This is a genomic window from Roseateles sp. GW821-FHT09B06, from assembly GCF_059418245.1.
The window spans coordinates 32,991-56,602 of the sequence record NZ_JBWKPM010000022.1 but is presented as its reverse complement, the minus strand read 5'-3'; the positions used below and the strand labels follow the sequence as shown (position 1 = coordinate 56,602).

Sequence of the window (23,612 nt, the reverse complement as noted above, 5' to 3'; positions counted from 1 at the left end):
GCGGCGGCCCGGTATCGACCGCCCTTCGACGCGGAGGCGGGGCCAACATGGCCCCACGTCGGTCAATGAGGGGAGGCGGCGCGACGGCGGCGAAGCAGGATGAGGCCGCACGTCAGGACCAATCCGGCGATCGCCGCGCCGACGGCGATCAGGCTGCGCTTGGGCTTGCTGCGGCGCTCCGGTGGCAACGCCGTGTCCAGCACCTGGATGAGCGCGCCCTCGCGGGCTTCGTCCATTTTCGCGAGTTCGAATTGCCGAGCAAAGATCTCGAACAGCGCTTCCTGATACTTGTACTCGCGGTAGGCGCCGACATAGTCTTCATTGCCGCCCAGGGGCAGCGGCTGCTCCAGTTGCGACAGTTGCTGACGCAGGCCGCCGATGGCCGCGAGCAGTTGCTGGACCTCGGCCGTGCTGTCGGTCATCGAGCGGCGCAGCGCGTTGAGCTTTACCTCACTGACGGCCAGTTCCGCTTTCGTGCGTGCATAGGCATCAGCGGCCGCCTTGGGTTCGCTCTTCAGCGCGCCGGCATTGAATCCCGACTTCTGCAGATTCTCCTGGGCCTTGGTCAGGGCCGCCTTGGTGCCGGTGAGCTGTTGTTCGAAGAAGGCACGGCGCTGCTGGGCCTCCGTGAGCGCCAGCGAGTTGGACAAGGTCCGCAATTCGTCGATGTAGGCGTTGGCGATGTCGGCCGCGCGCTGCGGGTCCTTGTCATCGACCTCCACGACGATGACGCTGTCCTTCTTGCCGGCGGTCATCTTGACGTTGGCCACCAGCTGCTTGCGGGCGTCGACCTGGAACTTGGCCTCGTAGAGCGTCCGCAAGTCGAAGCGCTTGATGAGGCGGTCCGACACGGTGACGCTCTGCATCAGCGCCAGGTATTGGTCGCTCGGCGTCTTGAGCCCACCCGCCGCGCCGGCCAGATTCGACAGCGCCCCGAGTGAGGCCAGGGCCGAGGCGGCCGAACTCTGCTGCTGCTGAGGAGTGATGAAGCTCGCTCGCGCCGTGTAGATCGGAGGCAGCAGCATGGCCACACCGTAGCCGATGACGCCGACGCCGAGGGTCACCGCGACGATCTGCTTCCAATGGGGCGTCAGGGCGCCGACAAGTTCCAGCAGGCCCATGTCTCCGGACGGCTCCGCGCCCTGGCTCGACGGCGATTGGACCTGTCCGGTGGGCGGTTGGGCAAAGGAAGAAGAGGTGTTCATGCTGATCGTGCTTCTGCCCCCAGGGCTGCGCTTTTGGACTCGTCGCACCGGCGCGGCGCGGGGAGTCGACCGCAGGCCGGTCCCGAGGCGACGTGGTGGTGGTCAGTTGCGAATGGTTCTGAGGGCTGCGGCACCCAGACCGAATTGGTAAAGGATCTGCGTCCATTCCTTTGCCGACTGGATGAAGGTGGTCTTGTTCAGCTCTTCCGGCACAAAGACGGTGTCCCCGGGTAAGGCCACGACATTGCTGAGGGTGCTGCCGAAGCTGATCCAGCCGCTATGAGTCTGTTGTGCGCTGATCACGCTGCCATTGGCGCGCAACACGAAGGTGCTGCCGGTGTCCGCTCCGCGAGTCGGGCCGCCGGCCAGGCGAACCGAATCATCAACGGAACTGCCGCTCTTCCACAGGAAGCTTCCGTTATTGAACACGCTCCCGAACACGCCCACCGTGGTCGGGCGGGGCGGGATCAGGATGCGGTCACCTTCCTCCAGCGTGAGGTCGGGCAGGGTGTTGGCATCGGATGCGAGCTGCAGCACGATGCGTCCGGTGGGTCTGACGGCCTTGAGGCGTTCGATCAGGCGCGTCGTTCCGCTGGCCCGGGCCGTCTGGATGGCCGTGTCTTCGGCCGTGCTTGCGCGCTGGGTGGTGGTGGCCCGGGCGAACTCGGTTTCCAGGTCGCGCAGCGCGCGGTCGTAGTTTTCCTGTTGCTTGATGCGCACACTCTCGCGCGAGAAGTCCGCGCCGAAGACGTAGGCCAGCGGAGTCAGGCCGCCGGCGGCCTGGATCGCCTCATTGATCGTACTGTTGGGTGGCAGCACATATTCGCCAGGTCGCTGCACCTCGCCTTCGACCCGCACGCGCTTGAATTGCTTGTGCTGGGGCAGGGTGGCGACCACGCCGCTGAAGGCCCGGATGATGTCGCCATTGAGGATGGCTTGGCTGGCGTTGGCGGGCAGGGCGAACTCGGTCACGCGACGGTCGTTGCGTTCGCTGAGGCGTTCCACCGAGATGCGCGAGCGGTCGGCCACCGGATTGAAGCCACCGGCCATGGCCAGCACCTCGTCGAGTGTCTCGCCCGGCTTGACTTCCGCGATCACGGGTTTGTTGATGCTGCCGAGAATGGCGACCTGCGCGCCGATCGGGCCGACATGCACAACGTCCTCGGTCTGCAGGGGCATGTCCGCGGCACGATTGCCCTTGAGCAGCAGGTCGTAGAGGTCGAACTTCGCGGCCGCCTTGCCCGCGCGTCGCAGTTCGATCTGGCGGAAGCTGCCGGCCGCCGAGGGCCCGCCCGCTTGGGTCAGCGCGCTGACAAGCGTGGACAGGCTGCTGATGTTGTAGGTGCCGGGCCGCTGGGCAAAGCCGGTGATATAGATGCGGATGCCGCGCAAGCGGCCCAGCGAGGCGCTGACCTGGAAGTTGCGGAAGACCTGGCCCACGCGCTTGTTGACCGTCTCATTCAGGTCTGCGTAGCGCAGGCCTGCTACCAGGATCGGACCGACGCGCGGCACGATGATGCGGCCGGCGTTGTCCACCGTCAGTCGCAGGTCTGCATCCACGGAACCCCAGATCGTCAGCTGCACCTCGTCGCCGATGCCGATGACGTAATCAAGCGGCACCTGACGAGGTGCGTCGGCCCCGGGTTCGTCCCCGGTTTGGGTCTGCATCAGATCTGCGCCGAGCCGCTTGACGATCAGTTCGCGCCCCAAAGGTTGGGGTTCCGCTTCCGCGGGCGGCGCCGTCCAGCCAAGCAGTTTATTGACGTAGATCTCAAATTCACCAGGCTTGTAGGCCGCCGCCGCGGGTTTGAACATGCGTTGCTGCATCTCGGCATCGCGCTGCTGCGTGGCGGGCTGCTGCTGGGGGCGAGGCGTCGTCAGCCGGACCGGCCCCGTGCTGTCGTACTGATCATTGTTGCTGCTGTTGCTGCTGTTGTTGTTGTTCTGCGCTACCGCATGCCCGCCAAACGCTAGCAGGATACCCAGCGCCGTGAACTTCATCTTGCGCATCAGCGCTGCGGGGCGAGTCAACGGGGAGGCGCGAGAGGCGCGAACATTCATGAGAACAGTCTCGGCGATGGGTCGAAGACATCCTGGCGCCATCGGCGCCGGGCGGGTTGTGCTGTCGGCGCGACATTCTAAGGGGGTGCTGCGCATGCCCGTCGCACGGTGGCGGAGGGGAGCCTCGTACACTGGCGCCCATGTTGTTTTTGCTCATCCCTTTCCTGGTTGCGGCAGCGGTGACGCTGTTCGTGGTGCGCTCGTCCACCACACATGGCCACCTGTCGGCCGATCATGATCTATCGGGACCACAGAAATTCCATGCGCGGCCGGTGCCGCGCATCGGGGGCGTTGGCATCTTCGCGGGACTGGCGGCTGCGGTGCTGTGGATGTGGTACCAAAGCCACGGGCGCCTCAGCAATCTGGGCCTGCTGCTGCTGCTCTGTGGCTTGCCGGCCTTTGCGGCCGGTCTGATCGAGGACTTCACCAAGCGGGTCTCGCCGGGCAAGCGGCTGCTGGCAACCGCCTTGTCCGCGGCCCTGGGTGGCTGGCTGATCGGCGCCCTGATCACGCGCACCGGCATTCCCGGCCTGGACTGGATCGCGGCCACGACGCTGGGTGCCATGGTCCTGACCGTGTTCACGGTGGCCGGCGTGGCCAACTCGGTCAACATCATCGATGGCTTCAATGGCCTGTCGTCGATGTGCGTCAGCCTGATGCTGCTGGTCTTTGCCTATGTGGCGTATGAGGTTGGCGATGCCGAACTCGCTCTCTGGGCGCTGGCGGGCGTGGGCGCAATCCTGGGATTTTTTGTCTGGAATTATCCGGCCGGCCTGATTTTCCTGGGCGATGGTGGCGCCTATTTCATGGGCTTCTTCCTGGCCGAGATCGGCATCTTGACGATTTCGCGCCATCCCCAGGTGTCGCCGCTCTTCCCGCTGATGGTCTGCATCTACCCGGTGTTCGAGACCGTGTTCTCGATCTACCGGCGCCGCTTCTTGCGCGATGTATCGCCGGGCGATCCGGACGGCATCCACCTGCATTCGCTGATCTACCGTCGCCTGATGCGCTGGGCCGTCGGCGCCAAGGATGCGAGGGCGATCACCAAGCGTAACTCGATGACCGCCCCCTATCTGTGGATGCTGTGCATGACCTCGCTGGTGCCGGCCTTGCTGTTCTGGGATTCCACGCCGATCCTGGCCGCGTGCATGCTGGTGTTTGGCGTGCTGTATGTGGGGCTGTATTGGCGCATCGTGCGCTTCCGCACGCCCAAATGGCTGGTCTTCAGGGCCGGACGGCCGGGAGTCCCGCGAGAGCTCGGTCCCGAGCAAACCCAGGGCAAACCCCGGTAAATCTTGGTCATGGGCGATAATCCATGGCTATGACCGAAGAATCCACCATCACGCCAGCCTCTCGTTTCGACACGCTGCCGCTCGACCCCAAGCTGCTGCGCGCCGTGGCCGATCAGGGCTACGCGACGATGACGCCCATCCAGGCCAAGGCGATCCCCATCGTCTTGGAAGGGCGCGACGTGATGGGTGCGGCCCAGACCGGCACGGGCAAGACGGCGGCGTTCTCGATTCCGCTGCTGCAGCGCATGCTCAAGCACGAGAACTCGAGCGCCTCGCCGGCGCGCCACCCCGTGCGCGCGCTGGTGCTGGCCCCCACCCGTGAGCTGGCTGATCAGGTGGCCAGGAACGTCACCGCCTACTCCAAGCATACGAACCTGCGGGTGGCCTGCGTGTTCGGCGGCATCGACATGAAGCCCCAGACGCTGCAACTCAAGGGCGGCGTCGAGGTGCTGATCGCCACGCCGGGGCGCCTGCTGGACCATATCGAGGCCAAGAACTGCGTGCTCAACCAGGTCGAGTACGTGGTGCTGGACGAGGCCGACCGCATGCTGGACATCGGCTTCCTGCCCGATCTGCAGCGCATCCTCAGCTACCTGCCCAAGGCGCGCCAGACCCTGCTGTTCTCGGCCACCTTCTCCCCGGAGATCAAGCGCCTGGCCGAAAGCTATCTGCAGTCGCCGGTGCTGGTCGAGGTGGCGCGGCCCAATGCCACGGCCTCGACCGTCGAGCAGCGCTTCTACAGCGTCACCGACGAGGAAAAGCGCCCTGCCGTGCTGAAGGTGCTGCGCGATCGCTCGATCCGCCAGGCCATCGTCTTCGTCAATTCCAAGCTGGGTTGCGCCCGCCTGGCGCGCTCTTTCGAGCGCGACGGCCTGCGCACCAATGCCTTGCATGGCGACAAGTCGCAGGACGAGCGCCTGAAGGCCCTGGATGCATTCAAGCGCGGCGAGGTCGACGTGCTGGTTGCCACCGACGTGGCCGCGCGCGGCCTGGACATCGCCGATCTGCCGGCGGTCTTCAATTTCGACGTGCCCTTCAACGCCGAGGACTATGTGCACCGCATCGGCCGCACCGGTCGCGCCGGCGCCTCGGGGATCGCGATCACCCTGGTCACCAAGTCCGATGCGCGCCTGACCGGCGAGATCGAGAAGCTGATCAAGCGCAAGATGGAGTTGGAGCCGCTGGAGCTGGACGAGGAGCGCCCGCGCCGCGCGCCGCGCCGCGACTATGCGGACCAGCCCTCGGCGCCGTCCTCGTATGCGGCCGCACCCCGTGCGCCGCGCCCCGCGCCGGTCTCGCGCGACCCCTTCTTCGACAAGCCCTACGAGCCCAGCGCCTCCGGTGGCGATGCGCCCGCCTGGGAAAAGGCGGTGCCTGCGGCGGCGGCCGGCGGCAAGGGCCTGTCGCCCTATATCAAGCCGAAGAAGAAAGTGGCGGCGCTGTTTGGCGCCAAGCCGCAGCCGGCGGCGGCCCCTTCCGAGGCCTGAAGGGCGGGCCGGCTCAGCCGGCCAGCAGGGCGAATACCGCCGGCACCTTGTCCGGCAGCGTCTGCGGTTTGTCCTTCCACTGAGCCACGCTGCTGCTGCGGGTCCAGCCTTGGGCCAGACTCAGTCCGCAGCTGACAGACAGCCGCGTCTGCGGGTTCAGGGTGGCCAGCAGGGCCTGCAGCAGCGCCTCGTTGCGATAGGGCGTCTCGATCATCAGCTGGGTCTGTTGCTGGCGCGCGGACAATGCCTCGAGCTCGCGGATGCGTGCCGCACGCGCCGCACCATCGACCGGCAGGTAGCCGACGAAGGCGAAGCTCTGGCCGTTGAGTCCGCTGGCGGCGAGTGCCAGCAGCAGCGAGCTGGGGCCGGACAGGGGGACCACCTCGATGCCCTGCGCATGGGCGGCGGCCACCAGCTGAGCGCCGGGATCGGCGATGGCGGGCAGGCCGGCTTCCGAAATCAGGCCCAGATCCCGGCCGGCCAGCGCCGGGGCGAGCAGGGCGGTCCAGTTCGCGGCCGGCACGCCGCTTTCCCTGCCGCCGTCCTTGCCTCCCTTGGGCGGGCGCGGCAGTTCGGTGATCTGCAGGCTTTGCAGCGCTTGCTGAAGCGGCGCGATCGCGTCAACCCGCTTCAGGAAGGCGCGCGTGGTCTTGGCGTTCTCCGCCACCCAATGCGTCAGCCTGGCGGCGATCTGGATCGCGTGCAGCGGCAGCACCTGCTGCAGATCGACTTCCGCGCCCGGCACGCCGAAGTCCAGCGTGTTGGGCATCAGGTAGAGCCGGCCCTTGTTGCTCATGCCGGGCTCCCGGCCGCGTGGCGCAGCATGGCGCATAGGCGGATCAATGGCAGGCCGATCAGGGCCGTCGGGTCGTCGGACTCCACCGCCCTCAGCAAGGTGATGCCCAGGCCTTCGACCTTGGCGCTGCCTGCGCAGTCATAGGGTTGCTCGGCGCGCAGGTAGTTGTCGATCTCGGCCTCGTCCAGCTGGCGAAAACGCACGCGCACCGGGGCCAGGTCCTGTGATGTGAAGCCGCTTTCGGCGCAGACCACGGCCAGGGCGGTGTGGAACAGCACCTCCTGCCCGCTCATCGCGCGCAACTGCGCGGCGGCGCGCTCGTGGCTGCCCGGCTTTCCGAGCGCCTGGCCGTGCAGCTCGGCCACCTGGTCGGAGCCGATGACCAGGGCGTCCGGGTGCAGGCGGGCCACCGCCCTGGCCTTCGCCAGGGCCAGGCGGCTGGCGCTGGCGGCCGGCGCCTCGCCGGGCAGGGCGCTTTCGTCGATGTCCGGCGAACAGGTCTCGAAGGGCAGGCGCAGGCGCTGCAGCAGTTCGCGCCGGTAGGGCGAGCTGGAGCCGAGGATCAGTCGGCGGGGCAATGTGTCGAGTGGCATGGCGGGTATTTTCCCATCGCCGCGCCTCTACACTTGCGGCATGAACACGCGCAGCAGCAGTCGGGCCAGTAAGCCCCTGGATCCCCGCAAGCTTGATGTCGAAGCCCTGGCCCGCGATGAAGCCAGCCTGCAGGGCGAGTGGTCGGCGGCCGATCTGCCGCGTCTGGCCGAGGCGGCGGCGCCCGAGGCTCCCGCCGCAGCTTGGCCCGCGGTGCAGTGGTCGGTGCGTGGCGAGATGCGTATGCCGCGTGGCGGCGAAGCGCAGATCTGGGTGGCGCTCGAGGCTGCGGCCGAAGTGGCCCTGACCTGCCAGCGATGCCTGCGGCCGGTGCAGGAGCATGTGCGGTTCGCGCGCTGGTTCCACTTCGTGCGCGACGAGAGCCTGGCCGCCGAGCTGGATGCCGACAGTGACGACGAGGTGTTGGCCCTGCCGCGCGCGCTGGATCTGCAAGAGTTGGTGGAGGATGAGCTGTTGCTGGACCTGCCCTTGGTGCCGCGGCATGAGGCCTGCCCCGAGGCTCTGCCGCTGGTGGATGACGCCCCCGAGTTCGAGGCCGCTGCGGAACGCCCGAATCCCTTCGCTGCGCTGGCGGCGCTGAAGAAGAAGTCCTAGCGATAGGCCGTTTCGTTGGGCGGCATTTGGGAAATCGCCCAAGCCGTGCTAGAATGGCGGGCTTTCCCCGGTGTGAGAAGTCCGGTTCGGTGGTCTTGTGTTGAGCAAGATGGGCCGAATGGTGCCGGGGGCCGAGGCATCGGTAGCGGGCTTGTGGACCAAGTCTGGCTTAAAAGCCTCAACCAACCGACAGCCTCAGCCGAGAGCCCTTAGGAGAAATCATGGCCGTTCAGCAAAACAAGAAGTCGCCTTCCAAGCGTGGCATGCACCGTTCGCACAATGCCCTGGTGAATCCGGGCACCGCGATCGAGCCGACCACCGGCGAAGTGCATCTGCGTCACCACATCAGCCCCAATGGCTTCTATCGTGGCCGCAAGGTCCTGAAGACCAAGGCGGACGCCTAAATCCTGCTTGCGCCGCGCCTTGCTCGCGGCGCCAGGTTTGATGGTGAACAAGACCCGGACTGCTCTCCTGCGGTGCCGGGTTTTTGTGTTTGAGCCGGAATCTGCCTTGCGGGTGCGCCCGCTTGTCCGCTGGCGGCGCCTCGCGTAAGGTCGGCGCCGTCTTGGCCGCGACCGGCTGACCACAGTTACCCTGCCCCTGATGCTAGCTTCCGAAACCAGTCTTTCCCTGCGTCTTGCTGTCGATTGCATGGGCGGCGACCATGGGCCGTCGGTGACCCTGCCGGCCTGCCGTGCCTTCCTTGCCGCGCATCCGCAAGCCGAACTGTTGCTGGTCGGCCGCCCCGAGGCGCTGGCCGAGGCCGCGGAGTGGCCGCGCTGCCGCATCGTCGCGGCCAGCGAAGTCGTGACGATGGACGATCCGGTCGAGGTGGCGCTGCGCCGCAAGAAGGATTCGTCGATGCGCGTGGCGATCAGCCAGCTCAAGAGCGTCGACGGCGCGCCTGCGCTGGCCCAGGCCTGCGTCTCGGCCGGCAATACCGGCGCGCTGATGGCCGTGGCCCGCTACCTGCTGAAGACGCTGGAAGGCATCGACCGCCCGGCCATCGCCACCGTGATGCCCAATCAGACCGGTCGCTACACCACCGTGCTGGATCTCGGCGCCAATGTCGACTGCACGGCCGAACACCTGCTGCAGTTCGCGGTGATGGGCTCGGCCCTGGTGGCTGCGGTCGAGGGTCGCGAAAACCCATCGGTCGGCCTGCTGAACATCGGCGAGGAAGCGATCAAGGGCAGCGAGACCATCAAGCGCGCCGGCGAATTGCTGCGCCAGGCGGATGCCGCGGGTCAACTCAACTTCTTTGGCAATGTCGAGGGCAACGACATCTTCAAGGGCACGACCGATCTGGTGGTCTGCGACGGTTTCGTCGGCAATGTGGCGCTGAAGACCGCCGAAGGCCTGGCGACGATGATCGCCACCATCATTAAGGAAGAGTTCGGCCGGAACATGCTGACCAAGGCCGCGGCGGTGCTGGCGCTGCCGGTGCTCAAGCGCTTCAAGGGTCGGGTCGACCATCGCCGTTTCAATGGCGCGGCACTGCTGGGCCTGCGCGGCCTGGTGTTCAAGAGTCATGGTTCGGCCGATGCCTTTGCTTTCGAGCAGGCTTTGAACCGGGCGTATGATGCCGCCCGCAACCGGTTGTTGGACCGGGTTCACGATCGCATCATCGCCACGCTGCAGGCCATGCCCGCGGCACCTGAGGGCGATGCAGGAGACAAGGCGGCCTCGGCCGCCCAGCAAGCTGCATGAGCACATCCCCCCGTTTTTCCCGCATTCTCGGCACCGGCAGCTATCTGCCGCCCAAACGCCTGACCAATGCCGATCTCGCGGCCCAGCTGGCCCGCGACGGCATCGAAACCTCCGACGAATGGATCGTCGAGCGCACCGGCATCCGCGCCCGCCATTTCGCCGCAAGCGATGTCGCCTCCAGCGACCTGGCCCTGCCGGCCGCGCGCGCGGCGCTGGAAGCTGCCGGCGTGGCTACCGGCGAGATCGACCTGATCATCGTCGCGACCTCGACGCCGGACATGGTGTTCCCGTCCACCGCCACGCTGCTGCAGCACAAGCTGGGCATCGCCGGCTGCGCGGCCTTCGACGTGCAGGCCGTCTGCTCGGGCTTCGTCTACGCGCTGACGGTGGCCGACTCGATGATCAAGACCGGCGCCGCGAGCAAGGCCCTGGTGGTCGGTGCCGAGGTGTTCTCGCGCATCCTCGATTTCAAGGACCGCACCACCTGCGTGCTGTTCGGCGACGGTGCCGGTGCCGTGGTGCTGGGCGCCAGCGAGACGCCGGGCATCCTGGCCTGCGAGCTGCATGCCGATGGCCGCCACGCCGACATCCTGTGCGTGCCCGGCACGGTGGCGGGCGGTCAGGTGCTGGGCGACCCGCTCTTGAAGATGGACGGCCAGGCGGTGTTCAAGCTGGCCGTCGGCGTGCTGGAGAAGGTGGCGCGCTCGGTGCTGGAGAAGGCCGGCAAGACGGATGCCGACATCGACTGGCTGATTCCGCACCAGGCCAATATCCGCATCATGCAGGGCACGGCCAAGAAGCTGAAGATGCCGCTGGACAAGCTGATCGTCACCGTCGACGAGCATGGCAACACCTCGGCCGCTTCGATCCCGTTGGCATTGGACGAGGCGGTGCGCAGCGGCAAGGTCAAGCGCGGTGACACCGTGATGCTGGAAGGCGTCGGCGGCGGCTTCACCTGGGGTGCGGTGCTGCTGGATTTCTGAAGAAGAATCGATAAGAGACGTATGAGCGCAAAGTTTGCATTCGTGTTCCCCGGTCAGGGTTCGCAGGCCGTCGGCATGCTGGACGCCTGGGGTGATCATCCCGAGGTGGTTCGCACCCTGGCCGAGGCGTCCAGCGCGTTGGGCGAGGACATTGGCGCCCTGATCAAGACCGGGCCCAAGGAACAGCTGGACCTGACCACCAACACCCAGCCGGTGATGCTGACCGCCGGCATCGCCTGCTACCGCGCCTGGGTCGCCGAGACGGGCCTGGTGCCGGCCGCCGCGGCCGGCCATTCGCTGGGCGAGTACACGGCACTGGTCGCTTCCGGTGCGCTGAGCCTGGCCGATGCGCTGCCCCTGGTGCGCTTCCGCGCCCAGGCCATGCAGGAGGCCGTGCCGGTGGGCGTCGGTGCGATGTATGCCATCTTGGGCCTGGACGGCGAGGCCGTGCGTGCGGGCTGTGCCCAGGCTGCCGCCGATAGCGGCGAGGTTGTCGAGGCTGTCAATTTCAACGACCCCAAGCAGACCGTGATCGCCGGCAGCAAGGCCGGCTGCGAGAAAGCCGCCGAAGTCCTGAAGGCCGCCGGCGCCAAGCGCGCGCTGCCGCTGCCGGTGTCGGCGCCGTTCCACTCCAGCCTGATGAAGCCGGCCGCCGAACGGCTGCGCGAGCAGCTGGCCGCGGTGAGTTTCGGCCCCCAGGCCTTCCCGGTGATCAACAACATCGACGTGGCCGTGACCGCTGGCGCCGCAGACCTGCGCGACGCGCTGTACCGCCAGGCCTTCGGCCCGGTGCGCTGGGTCGAGGTGGTGCAGGCCTTGAAAGCGCGTGGCCTGACCTACATCATCGAATGCGGCCCCGGCAAGGTGCTGGCCGGCATGGCCAAGCGCATCGACGCCGACATCCTCAGCACCACGGTGCTGGACCCGGCCTCGCTGGCCGAAGCGAAAACCCTGCTGGGCTGATCCATCCCATGAGCGAACCCAAACAAGTAGCCCTGGTCACCGGCGCCAGCCGCGGCATCGGCCGCGCCATCGCGCTGCACCTGGCCCAGCAAGGCTTTATCGTGATCGGCACCGCGACCGGCGAGGCCGGCGCCGCCGCCATCACCGAGGCCCTGAGCGCCCTGGGCGGCCGCGGCATCGCGCTGAATGTCAATGACGCCGCCGCCTGCGAAGCGGCCGTCGAGGCCATCGTCAAGGCCGATGGCGGCCTGCAGGTGCTGGTCAACAACGCCGGCATCACCCGCGACACGCTGTCGATGCGCATGAAGGACGAGGACTGGGATGCGGTGCTGGACACCAATCTGAAGGCCGTGTTCCGCATGAGCCGCGCAGTGATACGCACGATGATGAAGCAGCGCCATGGCCGCATCATCAACATCACCTCGGTGGTGGGTGCTTCCGGCAATGCCGGCCAAGCCAACTACGCGGCCGCCAAGGCCGGCGTGGCGGGCATGACCCGCTCGCTGGCGCGCGAACTGGGCAGCCGCGGCATCACGGTGAACTGCGTGGCCCCCGGTTTCATCGCCACCGACATGACCGAGGTGCTGCCCGAAGCCCAGAAGGCGGCGCTGCTGGCACAGATCCCGCTGGGTCGCCTGGGCGCGCCGGAGGAGATCGCTGCCGCGGTGGGCTTCCTGGCATCGAGCCAGGCTGCTTACATTACCGGCAGCGAACTGCATGTAAATGGCGGCATGTTTATGAATTGAGGCCGAGGCGGCTTGCCGCCTTTGCCCACCGGATTTGCCCGGCCGGTGAGGGTCCTGGAAGTGACGGAATGCCTTGACTTAGGCGAGTCACTCTAGAGGCCTTAGAATCCCGGGCTGTTCCTAGCAAACCCCTCCTGGAGGAGTCATGAGCGATATCGAAGCACGTGTCAAGAAAATCATCGCCGAGCAACTCGGCGTGCCTGAGTCCGATGTGTCCAATGAGAAGGCCTTCGTGGCCGATCTGGGCGCCGACTCGCTGGACACCGTGGAACTGGTGATGGCTCTCGAAGACGAGTTCGGCATCGAGATCCCGGACGAAGAGGCCGAGAAGATCACCACCGTGCAGCTGGCGATCGACTACGCCGTCAAGCACCAGAAGGCCTGAGCGCCTTCCGCGCTGCAGGTTTCCTTCCGTTAACTGATCTCTGTACTGCATGAGCCGTCGTCGCGTTGTCGTCACCGGACTTGGTCTGATCAGCCCCGTGGGCAACACGGTGGCTGAAGGCTGGGCCAACATCCTGGCCGGTCAGTCCGGCATTGACCGCATCACCCGTTTCGATGCCTCCAACTTCGCCTGCCAGTTCGCTGGCGAGGTGAAGGGCTTCGACGTGGGCGCTTACCTGAACACCAAGGAAGCGCGGACGATGGACACCTTCATCCATTACGGATTGGCGGCGTCCATTCAGGCGGTGCAGGATGCCGGCCTGCCGACCAATGATCAGTTGACGGAAGAGCAGGCCGAGCGCATAGGCGTGCTGGTCGGCTCGGGCATCGGCGGTCTGCCGATGATCGAGGAGACCCACACCGAACTGCTGAACCGCGGCCCGCGCCGCGTCACGCCCTTCTTCGTGCCGGCCTCGATCATCAACATGATCTCGGGCCATGTCTCGATCAAGTACGGCTTTCAGGGCCCGAACCTTGCCATCGTCACCGCCTGCACGACGGGCCTGCACGCCATCGGCGAGGCCGGCCGCCTGATCGAGTACGGCGATGCCGACGTGATGATCGCCGGCGGTGCCGAGTCGACCGTCTCGCCGCTGGGCATCGGCGGTTTCGCGGCCGCGCGCGCACTCTCGACCCGCAACGACGACCCCAAGACCGCGTCCCGTCCCTGGGACAAGGATCGCGACGGTTTCGTGCTGGGCGAGGGCGGCGGCGTGCTGGTGCTCGAAGAGTACGAACACGCCAAGAAGCGCGGCGCCAAGATCTATTGCGAACTGGTCGGCTTCGGCATGGGTGCGGACGCGTACCACATGACCGCGCCCAACGTCGACGGCCCCAAGCGCTCGATGCGCGCGGCGCTGCGCAACGCCGGGCTGAACCCGGACCAGGTGCAGTACATGAATGCGCATGGCACCTCGACGCCGCTGGGCGACGTCAACGAGACCAACGCGATCAAGCTGGCCTTCGGCGATCATGCCAAGAGCATGGTCGTCAGCTCCACCAAGTCCATGACCGGGCATCTGCTCGGCGGGGCGGGGGGCATCGAATCGGTATTCACGGCCCTGGCCGTGCACCAGCAGGTGGTTCCGCCCACCATCAATATCTTCAACCAGGATCCCGAGTGCGATCTGGACTACTGCGCCAATGAGGCGCGGCCGATGAAGATCGAATACGCCGCCAAGAACAACTTCGGCTTCGGCGGCACCAACGGCACGCTGATCTTCAAGCGGGTCTGAAGGCCGGGCCATGACGGCCCTGCCGCGCGATGCGAGCGCCTTTGAACTGCTGATTGAGCCCGATCCGGCGCTACGCCTGGCCGCCGGCCTGGTTGCGGCGGTCGGCGTGGCCGCAATGCTGGCGGCTGGTGCCGCGCAATGCGCGGCGGCCGATCCGGCCTGGCGTCCGGCCCTGTTCTGGTGGGGACTTGCCCCTCTGCTCATCGCGGCGGCGGCGGCCCTGGGCTGGCGTGCCGAGCGACATGCGCCACTGCGCCTGCGCTGGGACGGTCGGGCCTGGTGGTTGCGGCCCGCCGCCGCCGCGCAGGAACGGGCGGTCCGATTGACGGTTGCGCTGGATTTCGGCGGTTGGCTGCTGCTGCGGCTCAGGCCGGCCCTGCGGGCGGGCCTGCCGCGCTATCTGGCGCTGGCGCGAGCGGGGCATCGAGCGGCCTGGCCGGGCCTGCGTGCGACCCTCTATACCGCGCCGCAGCAGGGCGACCGGGACGCCGATCATGTCTGAGTCCGATCCGGACCGGCCCCTGGTCGAGCGCGCCCAACGCGGCGAGGTCAAGGCCTTCGAGTTGCTGGTCATCAAGTACCAGCGCCGGATCGAGCGCCTGGTCGCGCGCCTGGTGCGCGATGCGGACCTGGTGGCCGACATCGCCCAGGAGAGCTTTCTGCGCGCCTACCGGGCCCTGCCCAATTTCCGCGGCGACAGCGCCTTCTACACCTGGCTGTACCGGATCGCGGTCAACACGGCCAAGAAAAGCCTGGCCGAGTTGCGGCGCGAGCCGGTCCAGTTCGAGTCCTCCCTCAAATCGGGGGAGGATGACGAGGAACCTTTTGCGCTCGGCCAGGAACCAAGCGATATGGCCACCCCCGAAGCCTTGCTGTCCAGCAAGGAGGTGGCGGCCACGGTGAATGCGGCGATCGATGAACTGCCGGAGGAGTTCAGGCAGGCCTTGCTGCTGCGCGAGATCGAGGGCTTGGGCTACGAGGAGATCGCGGCGCTGATGGCCTGTCCGGTGGGCACGGTCCGTTCGCGTATTTTCCGTGCCCGGGAGGCGGTGGCCGCCAGGCTGCGGCCCCTGTTGGCCACGCGGGCCGGAGAGCGCTGGTGACGGGGTGCGTCGACAGGATGGACAGGGGAATGCGGATGCAAAATCAGGACAGGGCTCCCGAGTGGCGGGATGAGCGGCAGGAAGCGCGTTTGGGCGAGTGGCTGTCGGCGCTGGCCGACGGCGAGGCCAATGCGGCCGAGACGGCGTCGCTGCTGCAGGCCTGGCCGCGACAGGAGACGCTGCGCCGCCAATGGCATGCCTATCAGCTGACGGGCGATACGCTGCGCTCGGCCGAGCTGGCCCAGGATGGGCGGCGAACCCAGGCCCTGTTGGAGCGGCTGCGTCCGCAACTGGCGGCCGAGCCGGTGCCGCTGCGTCCGGCCGCGCTGCCGCCAGCCCGGCGCTGGTTTGCGCCGGCGGCGGTGGCGGCCGGCTTCATGGCCCTGGCCGTGGGGCTCAGCCGCCTGACGGTCATGCCCCCCGTCGATGCGCCGATGCTCGCGGCGGCACCGCCGTCGGCGACCTGGCCGCCGCCCACGCAAGAGCTCTCGTTCGCCCAATCGGCGGCGCCGCAGGGCGTGGCGCAGATGAGTGGGCTGGGTGCCCTGCACGAAGCCTGGGCACCCGATGCCGCGGTGCCCCTGCGAGAGCCCGATGTCCGGCCATGAGTCTGGCCATGACCTTCGGCCGGCCATGCGCCGGCTTTTCCAATACATTCGGGTGAGCCGAAACGGGGCGTGATCAAGCCCGCCTTTGGGCACCACGCAGCCTGCCATCCTCACCCGATCGACGCGACCTCGAAAGCACCATGCACATCCCCACCCAAGATCGCTCCGTCCTGCCACGCTGGTCCGCCGCCCTGCTGTCGACGGCCGTGCTGTCCCTGAGTCTGGCGCTGCAGCCGGTGCCGGCACAGGCGCGCGAGCTGCCTGACTTCACCGAGCTGGTCGAGCGCACCTCCCCGGCCGTTGTGAACATCCGCACCGCCGAGCGCGTGCGCCGTGCCAGCACAGGCACGCCGGAGATGGACGAGCAGATGCTGGAGTTCCTGCGCCGCTTCGGCATTCCGGTGCCGAACCAGCGCCCCGGCGCGCCGCGCGGCGACGACGAGGAGGCACAGCCGCAGCGCCGCGGCGTGGGCTCCGGCTTCATCCTCAGTGCCGATGGCTATGTGATGACCAACGCCCATGTGGTGGACGGTGCCGAGGAGGTGTGGGTCACGCTGACCGACAAGCGCGAGCTGAAGGCCCGGATCATCGGGGCCGATGCGCGCACCGACGTGGCCGTCGTGAAGATCGAGGCCACGGGCCTGCCGGCCGTGAAGATCGGCGATGTGAGCCGGCTCAAGGTGGGTGAATGGGTGCTGGCGATCGGCTCGCCCTTCGGTTTCGACAGCACGGTGACGGCCGGCATCGTCAGCGCCAAGGCGCGCGACACCGGCGACTTCCTGCCCTTCATCCAGACCGATGTGGCCATCAACCCCGGCAACTCGGGCGGCCCGCTGCTCAATATGCGCGGCGAGGTGGTGGGCATCAATTCGCAGATCTACAGCCGCTCGGGCGGTTTCATGGGCATCTCCTTCGCGATCCCGATCGACGAGGCGGTGCGCGTCTCCGAGCAATTGCGCAGCACGGGCCGTGTGATCCGCGGGCGCATCGGCGTCGAGCCGGCGGATGTCACCAAGGAGGTGGCCGAGTCGATCGGACTGGGCAAGCCCAATGGTGCGCTGGTGCGCCGCATCCTGGAGGGCAGCCCGGCCGAGAAGGCCGGCCTGGAGGGCGGCGACGTGATCACGAAGTTCGACGGCAAGGCGGTCGAGCGCGCCACCGACCTGCGCCGTATCGTCGGGGCCACCAAGCCGGACAGCAAAGTCAGCATGCAGGTGTTCCGTCGCGGTGCCTATAAGGACCTGAGCATCACGGTGGCCGAACTGGAGGACGAGAGCAGCAGCCCGCGGCGCGCCAGCGAGCCGAGCGCCAAACCGACGCCCACTTTGGGGCTGACCGTGGTCGATCTGACCGACGCTCAGAAACGCGAGCTCAAGCTGCGCGGCGGTGTGCGGGTCGAAGCGGTGGAAGGTGCGGCGGCGCGTGCCGGCCTGCGGGAAGGGGACCTGATCCTGTCTGTGGACAACACCGAGATCACCACGGTCAAGCAGTTGCAGGCCTTGCTTACCAAGCTGGAGAAGGCGACCCAGATCACCCTGCTGGTGCGACGCGGCAATGTCACCAATTTCGTGTTGCTGAAGCCGGGACGCTGAGCGACCGGCCCTCGGTCCAGACCCATCGCCACGGTGGGTCTTTTCATTAGGTGAAAAATCCCTCCGGTTCGGAGCCGGGGCGGCGGCATCAATTCGAGGTTTGCACCCGCTAACATTAGCGCCACCGCCGGGGATTGTGGAGCTGCTCGGATAGAATCGAGGCTGTCTGACCCGATTTGCGCATGTCGCGCGACGCAAAAGCGCCAGCCCTCAAACTATCCCCATGCAGTCCACAGGAATCTGTGGATAACTTGTTGATAATTTGCTGTTGGCGGACCGCAACGACAGGAAATCCGGGGGCGCCGCGGTTTCCTGTCTGGGGCTTTTGGCTACAATGAAAGCCCAACAAGCAGTTGCCATAAGTTTTGTTGGAAGGCGCGTCACCTCTTTCGACGTGCCTTTTTTTTATGTCCGGCACGGCCTCTTCGAGGCCTTCACATCGCTGCGCGATATGAGCCTTCAACGCCAGGGCTGAGGCCCTTGCATCTCTATCCGGCGCGCAGCCACAGTGTCCATGAATCACATCCGCAATTTCTCCATCATCGCCCACATCGACCACGGCAAGAGCACGCTGGCGGACCGCATCATCCAGCGCTGCGGTGGCCTGTCGGACCGGGAGATGGAGGCGCAGGTGCTGGACTCGATGGACATCGAGCGCGAACGCGGCATCACGATCAAGGCCCAGACCGCGGCACTGCAATACAAGGCCAAGGACGGTCAGGTCTACAACCTGAACCTGATCGACACGCCCGGACATGTGGACTTCTCCTATGAGGTGAGCCGCTCGCTGTCGGCCTGCGAGGGCGCGCTGCTGGTGGTGGACGCCAGCCAGGGCGTCGAGGCTCAGACGGTGGCCAACTGCTACACCGCGCTGGACCTGGGCGTCGAGGTGGTGCCGGTGCTCAACAAGATGGATCTGCCCAACGCCGATCCCGACAACGCCAAGGCCGAGATCGAAGACGTGATCGGCATCGATGCCGACAACGCCATCCCCTGCAGCGCCAAGACGGGCATGGGCATCGACGAGATCCTGGAGGCCGTGATCGCCCGCATGCCGCCGCCCAAGGGCGTGGTCGAGGCGCCGCTGCGCGCGATGATCATCGACTCCTGGTACGACGCCTATGTGGGCGTGGTGATGCTGGTGCGCGTGGTCGACGGCACGCTGCGCAAGGGCGAACGTATCCGCATGATGGCGTCCAACGCGGTCTACCCGGCCGACAACCTGGGCGTGTTCTCGCCGAAATCCGAAAGCCGGGAGCAACTGAACGCGGGTGAGGTGGGCTTCATCATCGCCGGCATCAAGGAGCTGCAGGCCGCCAAGGTCGGTGACACCATCACCTTGGAAAAAAAGCTGCCGAACAATCTGGGCCCGGCGGAGGATGCCCTGCCCGGCTTCAAGGAAATCCAGCCGCAGGTCTTTGCCGGTCTGTACCCGACCGAGGCCAGCGAGTACGACCAGCTGCGCGACGCGCTGGAAAAGCTCAAGCTCAATGACTCCTCCTTGCGCTACGAGCCCGAGGTGTCGCAGGCGCTGGGCTTCGGCTTCCGCTGCGGCTTCCTGGGCCTGCTGCACATGGAAATCGTGCAGGAGCGCCTGGAGCGCGAGTTCGACCAGGACCTGATCACCACCGCGCCCAGCGTGGTCTATGAGGTGGTGCAGGGCGACGGCACGGTGATCGAGGTCGAGAACCCGAGCAAGATGCCCGAGATCGGCCAGATCCAGGAGATCCGCGAACCCATCGTCACCGTGCATCTGTACATGCCGCAGGACTATGTGGGCCCGGTGATGACCTTGGCCAACCAGAAGCGCGGCAACCAGCTGAACATGGCCTATCACGGCAAGCAGGTCATGCTGACCTACGAGATGCCGCTGGCCGAGATCGTGCTGGACTTCTTCGACAAGCTCAAGAGCGTGTCGCGCGGCTACGCCTCGATGGACTACGAGTTCAAGGAATACCGCGCGTCCGACGTCGTGAAGGTCGATATCCTGATCAACGGCGACCGCGTGGACGCGCTGTCCATCATCGTGCACCGCGTGCAGAGCCAGTTCCGCGGCCGTGGTGTGGCGGCCAAGATGCGTGAGCACATCCCGCGCCAGATGTATGACGTGGCCATCCAGGCGGCCATCGGCGGCAACATCATCGCCCGCGAGAACATCAAGGCGCTGCGCAAGAACGTGCTGGCAAAATGCTACGGCGGCGACATCACCCGCAAGCGCAAGCTGCTGGAAAAGCAGAAGGCGGGCAAGAAGCGCATGAAGCAGATCGGTTCCGTCGAGGTGCCGCAGGAAGCCTTCCTGGCCATTCTTCAAGTTGACGACTAAAGACAAACGACCCTCAATGAGTGCTCTGACCGGAATTCTCTACGCCGCCCTCATCGCCTACCTGGGCGGCTGGTACACCGGCTACTGGAGCGGCAATTTCGCGCTGCTGCTTTTCATCCTCACCGCGGTCACGATGGCCTACTGGCTGGCCGAGCGCTTCCACTTCGCGCCGGCGCGCGAGCGTGCGGCGGCCCGCCTGCAGGAGACCGACGTGCTGCGCCGCGAGAAGCTGGCCGCCCAGGGTATTGCCCGGGTGGACGGTGACGTGGCGGCCGCCCGCGAGGCGGTGCTGCGCCAGCCCTGGTGGCTGGACTGGACCGCCGGCCTGTTCCCGGTGATCCTGATCGTCTTCCTGCTGCGCAGCTTCCTGTTCGAGCCCTTCAAGATCCCCTCGGGCTCGATGGTGCCGACCTTGCTTGTGGGCGACCTGATCCTGGTGAACAAGTTCCACTACGGCGTGCGCCTGCCGGTGATCAACAAGAAGATCATCGCCAACAACGAGGTCAGGCGCGGCGACGTGATGGTGTTCCGCTACCCCGAGGACACCAGCCTGGACTTCATCAAGCGCGTGGCCGCCATCCCCGGTGACGAAGTGGCCTACCTGAACCAGAAGCTGTACATCAACGGCCAGCCGGCCCCGGTCCAGCCCCAGGGCGACTACTACGACGAGGACAGCCTGGCCTACCGCCCGCGCTTCCTGGAAAAGCTGGGCGAGAAGGAGCATCAGATCCTGGTCGACCCGAAGCGCCAGCCGCTGTTCCGGGCCGACCGCCGCGATGGCCCTTTCCCCTACCAGGACAACTGCAAGTACAGCCCCGAGGGCGTCACCTGCAAGGTGCCGGCCGGCCACTACTTCATGCTGGGCGACAACCGCGACAACTCGCGCGATTCACGCTTCTGGGGCTTCGTGCCGGACGAGAACATCGTCGGCAAAGCCTTCTTTGTTTGGATGAATTTCGGTAATCTCAAGCGCATCGGCAGCTTCAACTGAAGCCCTGCGCGCCCATTGCACAACACAAAGGAAAGAGATCAATGCGCCAGTCCAAGCGTCAGCAACGCGGTATCAGCCTGTTCGGCCTGCTGTTCTGGGGCATTTTCCTGGCCTGTGCGGGGGTGGTGGTGGCCCGCGTCTTTCCCAGCGTGCTGGAGTTCTACACGATCCAGGGAGCGGTGAACCGCATCGCCAAGAACAACCCGTCCACGGTGCCTGCCGTGCGCCAGGAGTTCGAGCGTGTCAAGCAGATCGAGTATTCGATTCAGAGCATCGGTGCCGGCGACCTGGTGGTCAGCAAGGACAACGAGAAGGTGCGGATCAGTTTCGCTTACGAGAAGGAAGTGGAACTGGTCGGCCCGGTGTTCCTGCTGATCAAATACCAGGGCCGGTCGCAGTAGTAGTCTTGTGTTCCCGATGAGTGCCTCTTCCTCCCTTGAATCCCTGCAGCAGCGCCTGGGCTACCGCTTCAATGACGCGGGCCTGCTGGCGCGCGCGCTGACCCACCGCAGCTTTGGCGCCGACCACAACGAGCGCCTGGAATTCCTGGGCGATTCGGTGCTCAGCCTGGCCGTCTCCAGCCTGCTCTACGAGCGCTTCGCCGGCTCGGACGAGGGGGACCTGACGCGCATCCGCGCCCATCTGGTGCGCGAGGACAGCCTGCACAAGCTGGCGCTGGGCCTGCACCTGCCTCAGGTGCTGCGCCTCTCGGAGGGCGAGGCCAAGGGCGGTGGCGCGCAGCGCCCCTCGATCCTGGCCGATGCGCTGGAGGCCGTGATCGGTGCCACCTTCCTGGACGGCGGTTACGAGGCCGCGCATGAACTGGTGCGCCGCCTGCTGGGTGAACTGATCGCCAGCAGTGGCAGCGACAACTGGGCCAAGGACGCCAAGACCGCGCTGCAGGAATGGCTGCAGGCACGCCGCCTGGCGGTGCCCAGCTATCGCATCACCGAAACCCGCGGCCAGGCCCATAACCAGACCTTCGCGGTCGAATGCGCCGTGCCGGCCCTGAGCCTGGCCAAGAGCGGCGAGGGCCGTTCGCGCCGCGCCGCCGAACAAGATGCCGCCCGTCGCATGCTCGACGAACTGATTGCCCGCGACCAGCCGGGATCCGGCTTGCGCGACTGAAGAGGGCGGCCACAAGCCGTCACACCATGACCGACGACAACACCACGCCCGCAGCCCCCGATGCCGCTGATCCTGCCGAGCCGGGCCTGCCGCAGCGCTGCGGCCTGATCGCCATCGTGGGCCGGCCCAATGTGGGCAAGTCCACCCTGCTGAACGCCCTGGTGGGCCAGAAGGTCAGCATCACCTCGGCCAAGGCCCAGACCACGCGCCACCGCATCACCGGCGTGCGCACCGTCGAGGAGGCCCAGTTCGTGTTCGTCGACACGCCCGGCTTCCAGACCAAGCACAACGCCGCGCTGAACCGCAACCTGAACCGTACCGTGCATGGCGTGCTGGGCGATGTGGACCTGGTGCTGTTCGTCGTCGAGGCGGGTCGCTTCGGCCTGGACGATGCCAAGGTGCTGTCCCTGCTGCCCGAGGACAGGCCGGTGGTGCTGATCGCCAACAAGCTGGACGCGGTGCACCGCCGCGCCGAACTGGCGCCCTGGCTCAAGAGCATGCAGGAGCGGCGCAACTTCAGCGAGTTCGTGCCGCTGTCGGCCAAGAAGCCGGCCGACGTGACGCGCCTGTTCAAGATCCTCAAGCCCTACCTGCCCGAGCAGGGCTGGTTCTACGACGAGGACGCGCTGACCGACCGCAGCGAGAAATTCCTCGCCAGCGAGATCATCCGCGAGAAGCTGTTCCGCCTGACCGGCGACGAGCTGCCCTACACCTCCACCGTCGTGATCGACAAATGGGAGGAGGAGGGCGAGCTGCGCCGCATCTCCGCCTCCATCGTGGTCGAGCGTGATGCGCACAAGGGCATGGTGATCGGGCAGGGCGGCGAGCTGCTCAAGCGCATCGGTTCCGAATCGCGCCAGGAGCTGGAACATCTGATGGACGGCCGCGTGTTCCTGGAGCTGTGGGTCAAGGTCCGCTCCGGCTGGGCCGACAGCGAAGAGCATCTGCGCTCCTACGGCTACGAATAATGCCTCCCAGAGGCAGCAGAGCTCCCGCCGTCCAGCAGGCCTTCGTCCTGCACCACTATGACTGGAGCGAGACCAGCCTGGTGCTGGATCTGTTCACCCGCGAACAGGGCCGCATGGCCGTGGTCGCCAAGGGCGCCAAGCGCCCCTACTCGCAGCTGCGTGCCGTGCTGCTGCCCTTTCAGCGCATCCAGGTCGGCCTGTCCAAGCCGGTCAAGGGCGATGGCGAAACCCCGGTCGATGTCGTGACCCTGCGCGGTGCCGAATGGGTGGGCGGCAACACCTTGCCGGCCGGCGCGGCGCTGTTCTCCGGCTACTACCTCAACGAACTGCTCTTGAGGTTCCTGGCCCGCCAGGACCCGCACCCCGCGCTGTTCGACGCCTACGGCCAGACCCTGGCGCGCCTGGACGAGACCGCGCTGCGCGCCTTCGAGTTGCGCCTGCTCGCCGAGGTGGGCCTGCTGCCCGACCTCAGCGTGGCCACCACGACCCAGGCGCCACTCGAGGCACAGCGTCTTTACTCGCTATCTCCCGAGGCCGGCGTGATCGCCGCGAGCAACGAGGCCCTGCCCGGCTTCAGCGGCGCCGCCCTGGTGCAGCTGCAGGCCGCGCTGCTGCATGGCAGCCTGGCGGCGCTGCAGCAGGCCTGCGAAGAGGCGCAACTGCCAAGCCTGCGCAGCGCGCTGCGTGGCCTGCTTCAATATCATCTGGGTCATAAACCCCTGCGCACCCGTCAGGTCCTGCTGGATGTGCAAAAACTCCTGGAGTGAGATG

Annotated in this window: 25 protein-coding genes; 21 read left to right on the top strand and 4 right to left on the bottom strand. The window is 66.7% G+C overall.

Features of this window, described 5'->3' with window-relative positions; translation table 11 throughout:
- Positions 1 to 62: 62 nt before the first annotated feature.
- The gene (locus AC07OQ_RS17820; protein WP_495054474.1) at positions 63 to 1,205 is read right to left on the bottom strand and encodes a GumC family protein; all 1,143 of its coding nucleotides are present in this window, start codon (positions 1,203 to 1,205) and stop codon (positions 63 to 65) included.
- A 102-nt stretch (positions 1,206 to 1,307) separates the two neighbouring features.
- Positions 1,308 to 3,266: an SLBB domain-containing protein gene (locus AC07OQ_RS17815; RefSeq protein ID WP_495054473.1), complete on the bottom strand. Its 1,959-nt coding sequence runs from the start codon at positions 3,264 to 3,266 to the stop codon at positions 1,308 to 1,310.
- 140 nt (positions 3,267 to 3,406) lie between these two features.
- Between AC07OQ_RS17815 and AC07OQ_RS17810 the strand changes: the two genes are divergently transcribed.
- Together AC07OQ_RS17810 and AC07OQ_RS17805 are read left to right on the top strand one after the other, a co-directional pair.
- Positions 3,407 to 4,558 (top strand): MraY family glycosyltransferase, encoded by a 1,152-nt coding sequence (locus tag AC07OQ_RS17810; protein ID WP_495054472.1) that lies wholly within the window; start codon positions 3,407 to 3,409, stop codon positions 4,556 to 4,558.
- 29 nt (positions 4,559 to 4,587) lie between these two features.
- Complete coding sequence (locus AC07OQ_RS17805) at positions 4,588 to 6,045, top strand: DEAD/DEAH box helicase (RefSeq protein WP_495054471.1); 1,458 nt, start codon at positions 4,588 to 4,590, stop codon at positions 6,043 to 6,045.
- A gap of 13 nt (positions 6,046 to 6,058) precedes the next feature.
- Here the strand turns inward: AC07OQ_RS17805 and AC07OQ_RS17800 are convergent, their stop codons facing one another.
- The gene (locus AC07OQ_RS17800; RefSeq protein WP_495054470.1) at positions 6,059 to 6,841 is read right to left on the bottom strand and encodes an SAM-dependent methyltransferase; all 783 of its coding nucleotides are present in this window, start codon (positions 6,839 to 6,841) and stop codon (positions 6,059 to 6,061) included.
- Entirely contained in the window at positions 6,838 to 7,434 is a 597-nt protein-coding gene (locus AC07OQ_RS17795; protein WP_495054469.1) for a Maf family nucleotide pyrophosphatase, read from the bottom strand. The genes AC07OQ_RS17800 and AC07OQ_RS17795 overlap by 4 nt, the downstream gene beginning before the upstream one ends.
- 40 nt (positions 7,435 to 7,474) lie before the next feature.
- Between AC07OQ_RS17795 and AC07OQ_RS17790 the strand changes: the two genes are divergently transcribed.
- The 19 genes from AC07OQ_RS17790 to recO all read left to right on the top strand — a co-directional run bounded on the left by AC07OQ_RS17790 (position 7,475) and on the right by recO (position 23,608).
- Positions 7,475 to 8,047 carry a YceD family protein gene (locus AC07OQ_RS17790; RefSeq protein WP_495054468.1) on the top strand — a complete coding sequence of 191 codons (573 nt, stop codon included), beginning with the start codon at positions 7,475 to 7,477 and terminating at the stop codon, positions 8,045 to 8,047.
- Between the two features lie 221 nt (positions 8,048 to 8,268).
- A complete protein-coding gene (rpmF, locus tag AC07OQ_RS17785; protein ID WP_133604370.1) occupies positions 8,269 to 8,451 on the top strand; it encodes a 50S ribosomal protein L32 in 183 nt (60 codons plus the stop codon).
- Positions 8,452 to 8,650: 199 nt separating this feature from the next.
- Entirely contained in the window at positions 8,651 to 9,757 is a 1,107-nt protein-coding gene (gene plsX / locus AC07OQ_RS17780) for a phosphate acyltransferase PlsX (RefSeq protein WP_495054467.1), read from the top strand.
- A complete protein-coding gene (locus AC07OQ_RS17775; protein ID WP_495054466.1) occupies positions 9,754 to 10,740 on the top strand; it encodes a beta-ketoacyl-ACP synthase III in 987 nt (328 codons plus the stop codon). Before plsX ends, AC07OQ_RS17775 begins: the two co-directional genes overlap by 4 nt.
- 21 nt (positions 10,741 to 10,761) lie before the next feature.
- Positions 10,762 to 11,703, top strand: a complete 942-nt coding sequence (gene fabD, locus AC07OQ_RS17770; protein ID WP_495054465.1) for an ACP S-malonyltransferase — start codon at positions 10,762 to 10,764, stop codon at positions 11,701 to 11,703.
- A gap of 8 nt (positions 11,704 to 11,711) precedes the next feature.
- Positions 11,712 to 12,449 (top strand): 3-oxoacyl-ACP reductase FabG, encoded by a 738-nt coding sequence (fabG, locus tag AC07OQ_RS17765; RefSeq protein ID WP_495054464.1) that lies wholly within the window; start codon positions 11,712 to 11,714, stop codon positions 12,447 to 12,449.
- A gap of 145 nt (positions 12,450 to 12,594) precedes the next feature.
- Complete coding sequence (acpP, locus tag AC07OQ_RS17760) at positions 12,595 to 12,834, top strand: acyl carrier protein (RefSeq protein WP_137943034.1); 240 nt, start codon at positions 12,595 to 12,597, stop codon at positions 12,832 to 12,834.
- A 49-nt stretch (positions 12,835 to 12,883) separates the two neighbouring features.
- Positions 12,884 to 14,128, top strand: a complete 1,245-nt coding sequence (fabF, locus tag AC07OQ_RS17755) for a beta-ketoacyl-ACP synthase II (protein WP_495054463.1) — start codon at positions 12,884 to 12,886, stop codon at positions 14,126 to 14,128.
- 10 nt (positions 14,129 to 14,138) lie between these two features.
- Positions 14,139 to 14,630, top strand: coding sequence for a hypothetical protein (locus AC07OQ_RS17750; protein WP_495054462.1), 492 nt, complete (start codon positions 14,139 to 14,141; stop codon positions 14,628 to 14,630).
- Complete coding sequence (rpoE, locus tag AC07OQ_RS17745) at positions 14,623 to 15,231, top strand: RNA polymerase sigma factor RpoE (protein ID WP_495054461.1); 609 nt, start codon at positions 14,623 to 14,625, stop codon at positions 15,229 to 15,231. The genes AC07OQ_RS17750 and rpoE overlap by 8 nt, the downstream gene beginning before the upstream one ends.
- Before the next feature lie 89 nt (positions 15,232 to 15,320).
- Positions 15,321 to 15,839, top strand: a complete 519-nt coding sequence (locus AC07OQ_RS17740) for a sigma-E factor negative regulatory protein (RefSeq protein WP_495054460.1) — start codon at positions 15,321 to 15,323, stop codon at positions 15,837 to 15,839.
- Positions 15,840 to 15,979: 140 nt separating this feature from the next.
- A complete protein-coding gene (locus tag AC07OQ_RS17735; RefSeq protein ID WP_495054459.1) occupies positions 15,980 to 17,431 on the top strand; it encodes a DegQ family serine endoprotease in 1,452 nt (483 codons plus the stop codon).
- Between the two features lie 268 nt (positions 17,432 to 17,699).
- Positions 17,700 to 17,906 carry a hypothetical protein gene (locus AC07OQ_RS17730; RefSeq protein WP_495054458.1) on the top strand — a complete coding sequence of 69 codons (207 nt, stop codon included), beginning with the start codon at positions 17,700 to 17,702 and terminating at the stop codon, positions 17,904 to 17,906.
- Between the two features lie 39 nt (positions 17,907 to 17,945).
- Positions 17,946 to 19,754: a translation elongation factor 4 gene (lepA, locus tag AC07OQ_RS17725; protein WP_495054457.1), complete on the top strand. Its 1,809-nt coding sequence runs from the start codon at positions 17,946 to 17,948 to the stop codon at positions 19,752 to 19,754.
- A gap of 16 nt (positions 19,755 to 19,770) precedes the next feature.
- Complete coding sequence (gene lepB / locus AC07OQ_RS17720) at positions 19,771 to 20,745, top strand: signal peptidase I (RefSeq protein WP_495054456.1); 975 nt, start codon at positions 19,771 to 19,773, stop codon at positions 20,743 to 20,745.
- Between the two features lie 41 nt (positions 20,746 to 20,786).
- The gene (locus AC07OQ_RS17715; protein WP_495054455.1) at positions 20,787 to 21,146 is read left to right on the top strand and encodes a DUF4845 domain-containing protein; all 360 of its coding nucleotides are present in this window, start codon (positions 20,787 to 20,789) and stop codon (positions 21,144 to 21,146) included.
- 16 nt (positions 21,147 to 21,162) lie between these two features.
- Positions 21,163 to 21,873, top strand: coding sequence for a ribonuclease III (rnc, locus tag AC07OQ_RS17710; protein WP_495054454.1), 711 nt, complete (start codon positions 21,163 to 21,165; stop codon positions 21,871 to 21,873).
- 26 nt (positions 21,874 to 21,899) lie between these two features.
- Complete coding sequence (gene era / locus AC07OQ_RS17705) at positions 21,900 to 22,841, top strand: GTPase Era (protein WP_495054453.1); 942 nt, start codon at positions 21,900 to 21,902, stop codon at positions 22,839 to 22,841.
- On the top strand, positions 22,841 to 23,608 hold the full coding sequence (gene recO, locus AC07OQ_RS17700) for a DNA repair protein RecO (RefSeq protein WP_495054452.1): 768 nt from the start codon (positions 22,841 to 22,843) through the stop codon (positions 23,606 to 23,608). Before era ends, recO begins: the two co-directional genes overlap by 1 nt.
- Positions 23,609 to 23,612: the final 4 nt, after the last annotated feature.

Bases quoted from the DNA above. Each gene is read 5' to 3' on its own strand.
- AC07OQ_RS17820 (WP_495054474.1), bottom strand. From the start codon at position 1,205: ATGAACACCTCTTCTTCCTTTGCCCAACCGCCCACCGGACAGGTCCAA.
- AC07OQ_RS17815 (WP_495054473.1), bottom strand. From the start codon at position 3,266: ATGAATGTTCGCGCCTCTCGCGCCTCCCCGTTGACTCGCCCCGCAGCG.
- AC07OQ_RS17810 (WP_495054472.1), top strand. From the start codon at position 3,407: ATGTTGTTTTTGCTCATCCCTTTCCTGGTTGCGGCAGCGGTGACGCTG.
- AC07OQ_RS17805 (WP_495054471.1), top strand. From the start codon at position 4,588: ATGACCGAAGAATCCACCATCACGCCAGCCTCTCGTTTCGACACGCTG.
- AC07OQ_RS17800 (WP_495054470.1), bottom strand. From the start codon at position 6,841: ATGAGCAACAAGGGCCGGCTCTACCTGATGCCCAACACGCTGGACTTC.
- AC07OQ_RS17795 (WP_495054469.1), bottom strand. From the start codon at position 7,434: ATGCCACTCGACACATTGCCCCGCCGACTGATCCTCGGCTCCAGCTCG.
- AC07OQ_RS17790 (WP_495054468.1), top strand. From the start codon at position 7,475: ATGAACACGCGCAGCAGCAGTCGGGCCAGTAAGCCCCTGGATCCCCGC.
- rpmF (WP_133604370.1), top strand. From the start codon at position 8,269: ATGGCCGTTCAGCAAAACAAGAAGTCGCCTTCCAAGCGTGGCATGCAC.
- plsX (WP_495054467.1), top strand. From the start codon at position 8,651: ATGCTAGCTTCCGAAACCAGTCTTTCCCTGCGTCTTGCTGTCGATTGC.
- AC07OQ_RS17775 (WP_495054466.1), top strand. From the start codon at position 9,754: ATGAGCACATCCCCCCGTTTTTCCCGCATTCTCGGCACCGGCAGCTAT.
- fabD (WP_495054465.1), top strand. From the start codon at position 10,762: ATGAGCGCAAAGTTTGCATTCGTGTTCCCCGGTCAGGGTTCGCAGGCC.
- fabG (WP_495054464.1), top strand. From the start codon at position 11,712: ATGAGCGAACCCAAACAAGTAGCCCTGGTCACCGGCGCCAGCCGCGGC.
- acpP (WP_137943034.1), top strand. From the start codon at position 12,595: ATGAGCGATATCGAAGCACGTGTCAAGAAAATCATCGCCGAGCAACTC.
- fabF (WP_495054463.1), top strand. From the start codon at position 12,884: ATGAGCCGTCGTCGCGTTGTCGTCACCGGACTTGGTCTGATCAGCCCC.
- AC07OQ_RS17750 (WP_495054462.1), top strand. From the start codon at position 14,139: ATGACGGCCCTGCCGCGCGATGCGAGCGCCTTTGAACTGCTGATTGAG.
- rpoE (WP_495054461.1), top strand. From the start codon at position 14,623: ATGTCTGAGTCCGATCCGGACCGGCCCCTGGTCGAGCGCGCCCAACGC.
- AC07OQ_RS17735 (WP_495054459.1), top strand. From the start codon at position 15,980: ATGCACATCCCCACCCAAGATCGCTCCGTCCTGCCACGCTGGTCCGCC.
- lepA (WP_495054457.1), top strand. From the start codon at position 17,946: ATGAATCACATCCGCAATTTCTCCATCATCGCCCACATCGACCACGGC.
- lepB (WP_495054456.1), top strand. From the start codon at position 19,771: ATGAGTGCTCTGACCGGAATTCTCTACGCCGCCCTCATCGCCTACCTG.
- AC07OQ_RS17715 (WP_495054455.1), top strand. From the start codon at position 20,787: ATGCGCCAGTCCAAGCGTCAGCAACGCGGTATCAGCCTGTTCGGCCTG.
- rnc (WP_495054454.1), top strand. From the start codon at position 21,163: ATGAGTGCCTCTTCCTCCCTTGAATCCCTGCAGCAGCGCCTGGGCTAC.
- era (WP_495054453.1), top strand. From the start codon at position 21,900: ATGACCGACGACAACACCACGCCCGCAGCCCCCGATGCCGCTGATCCT.
- recO (WP_495054452.1), top strand. From the start codon at position 22,841: ATGCCTCCCAGAGGCAGCAGAGCTCCCGCCGTCCAGCAGGCCTTCGTC.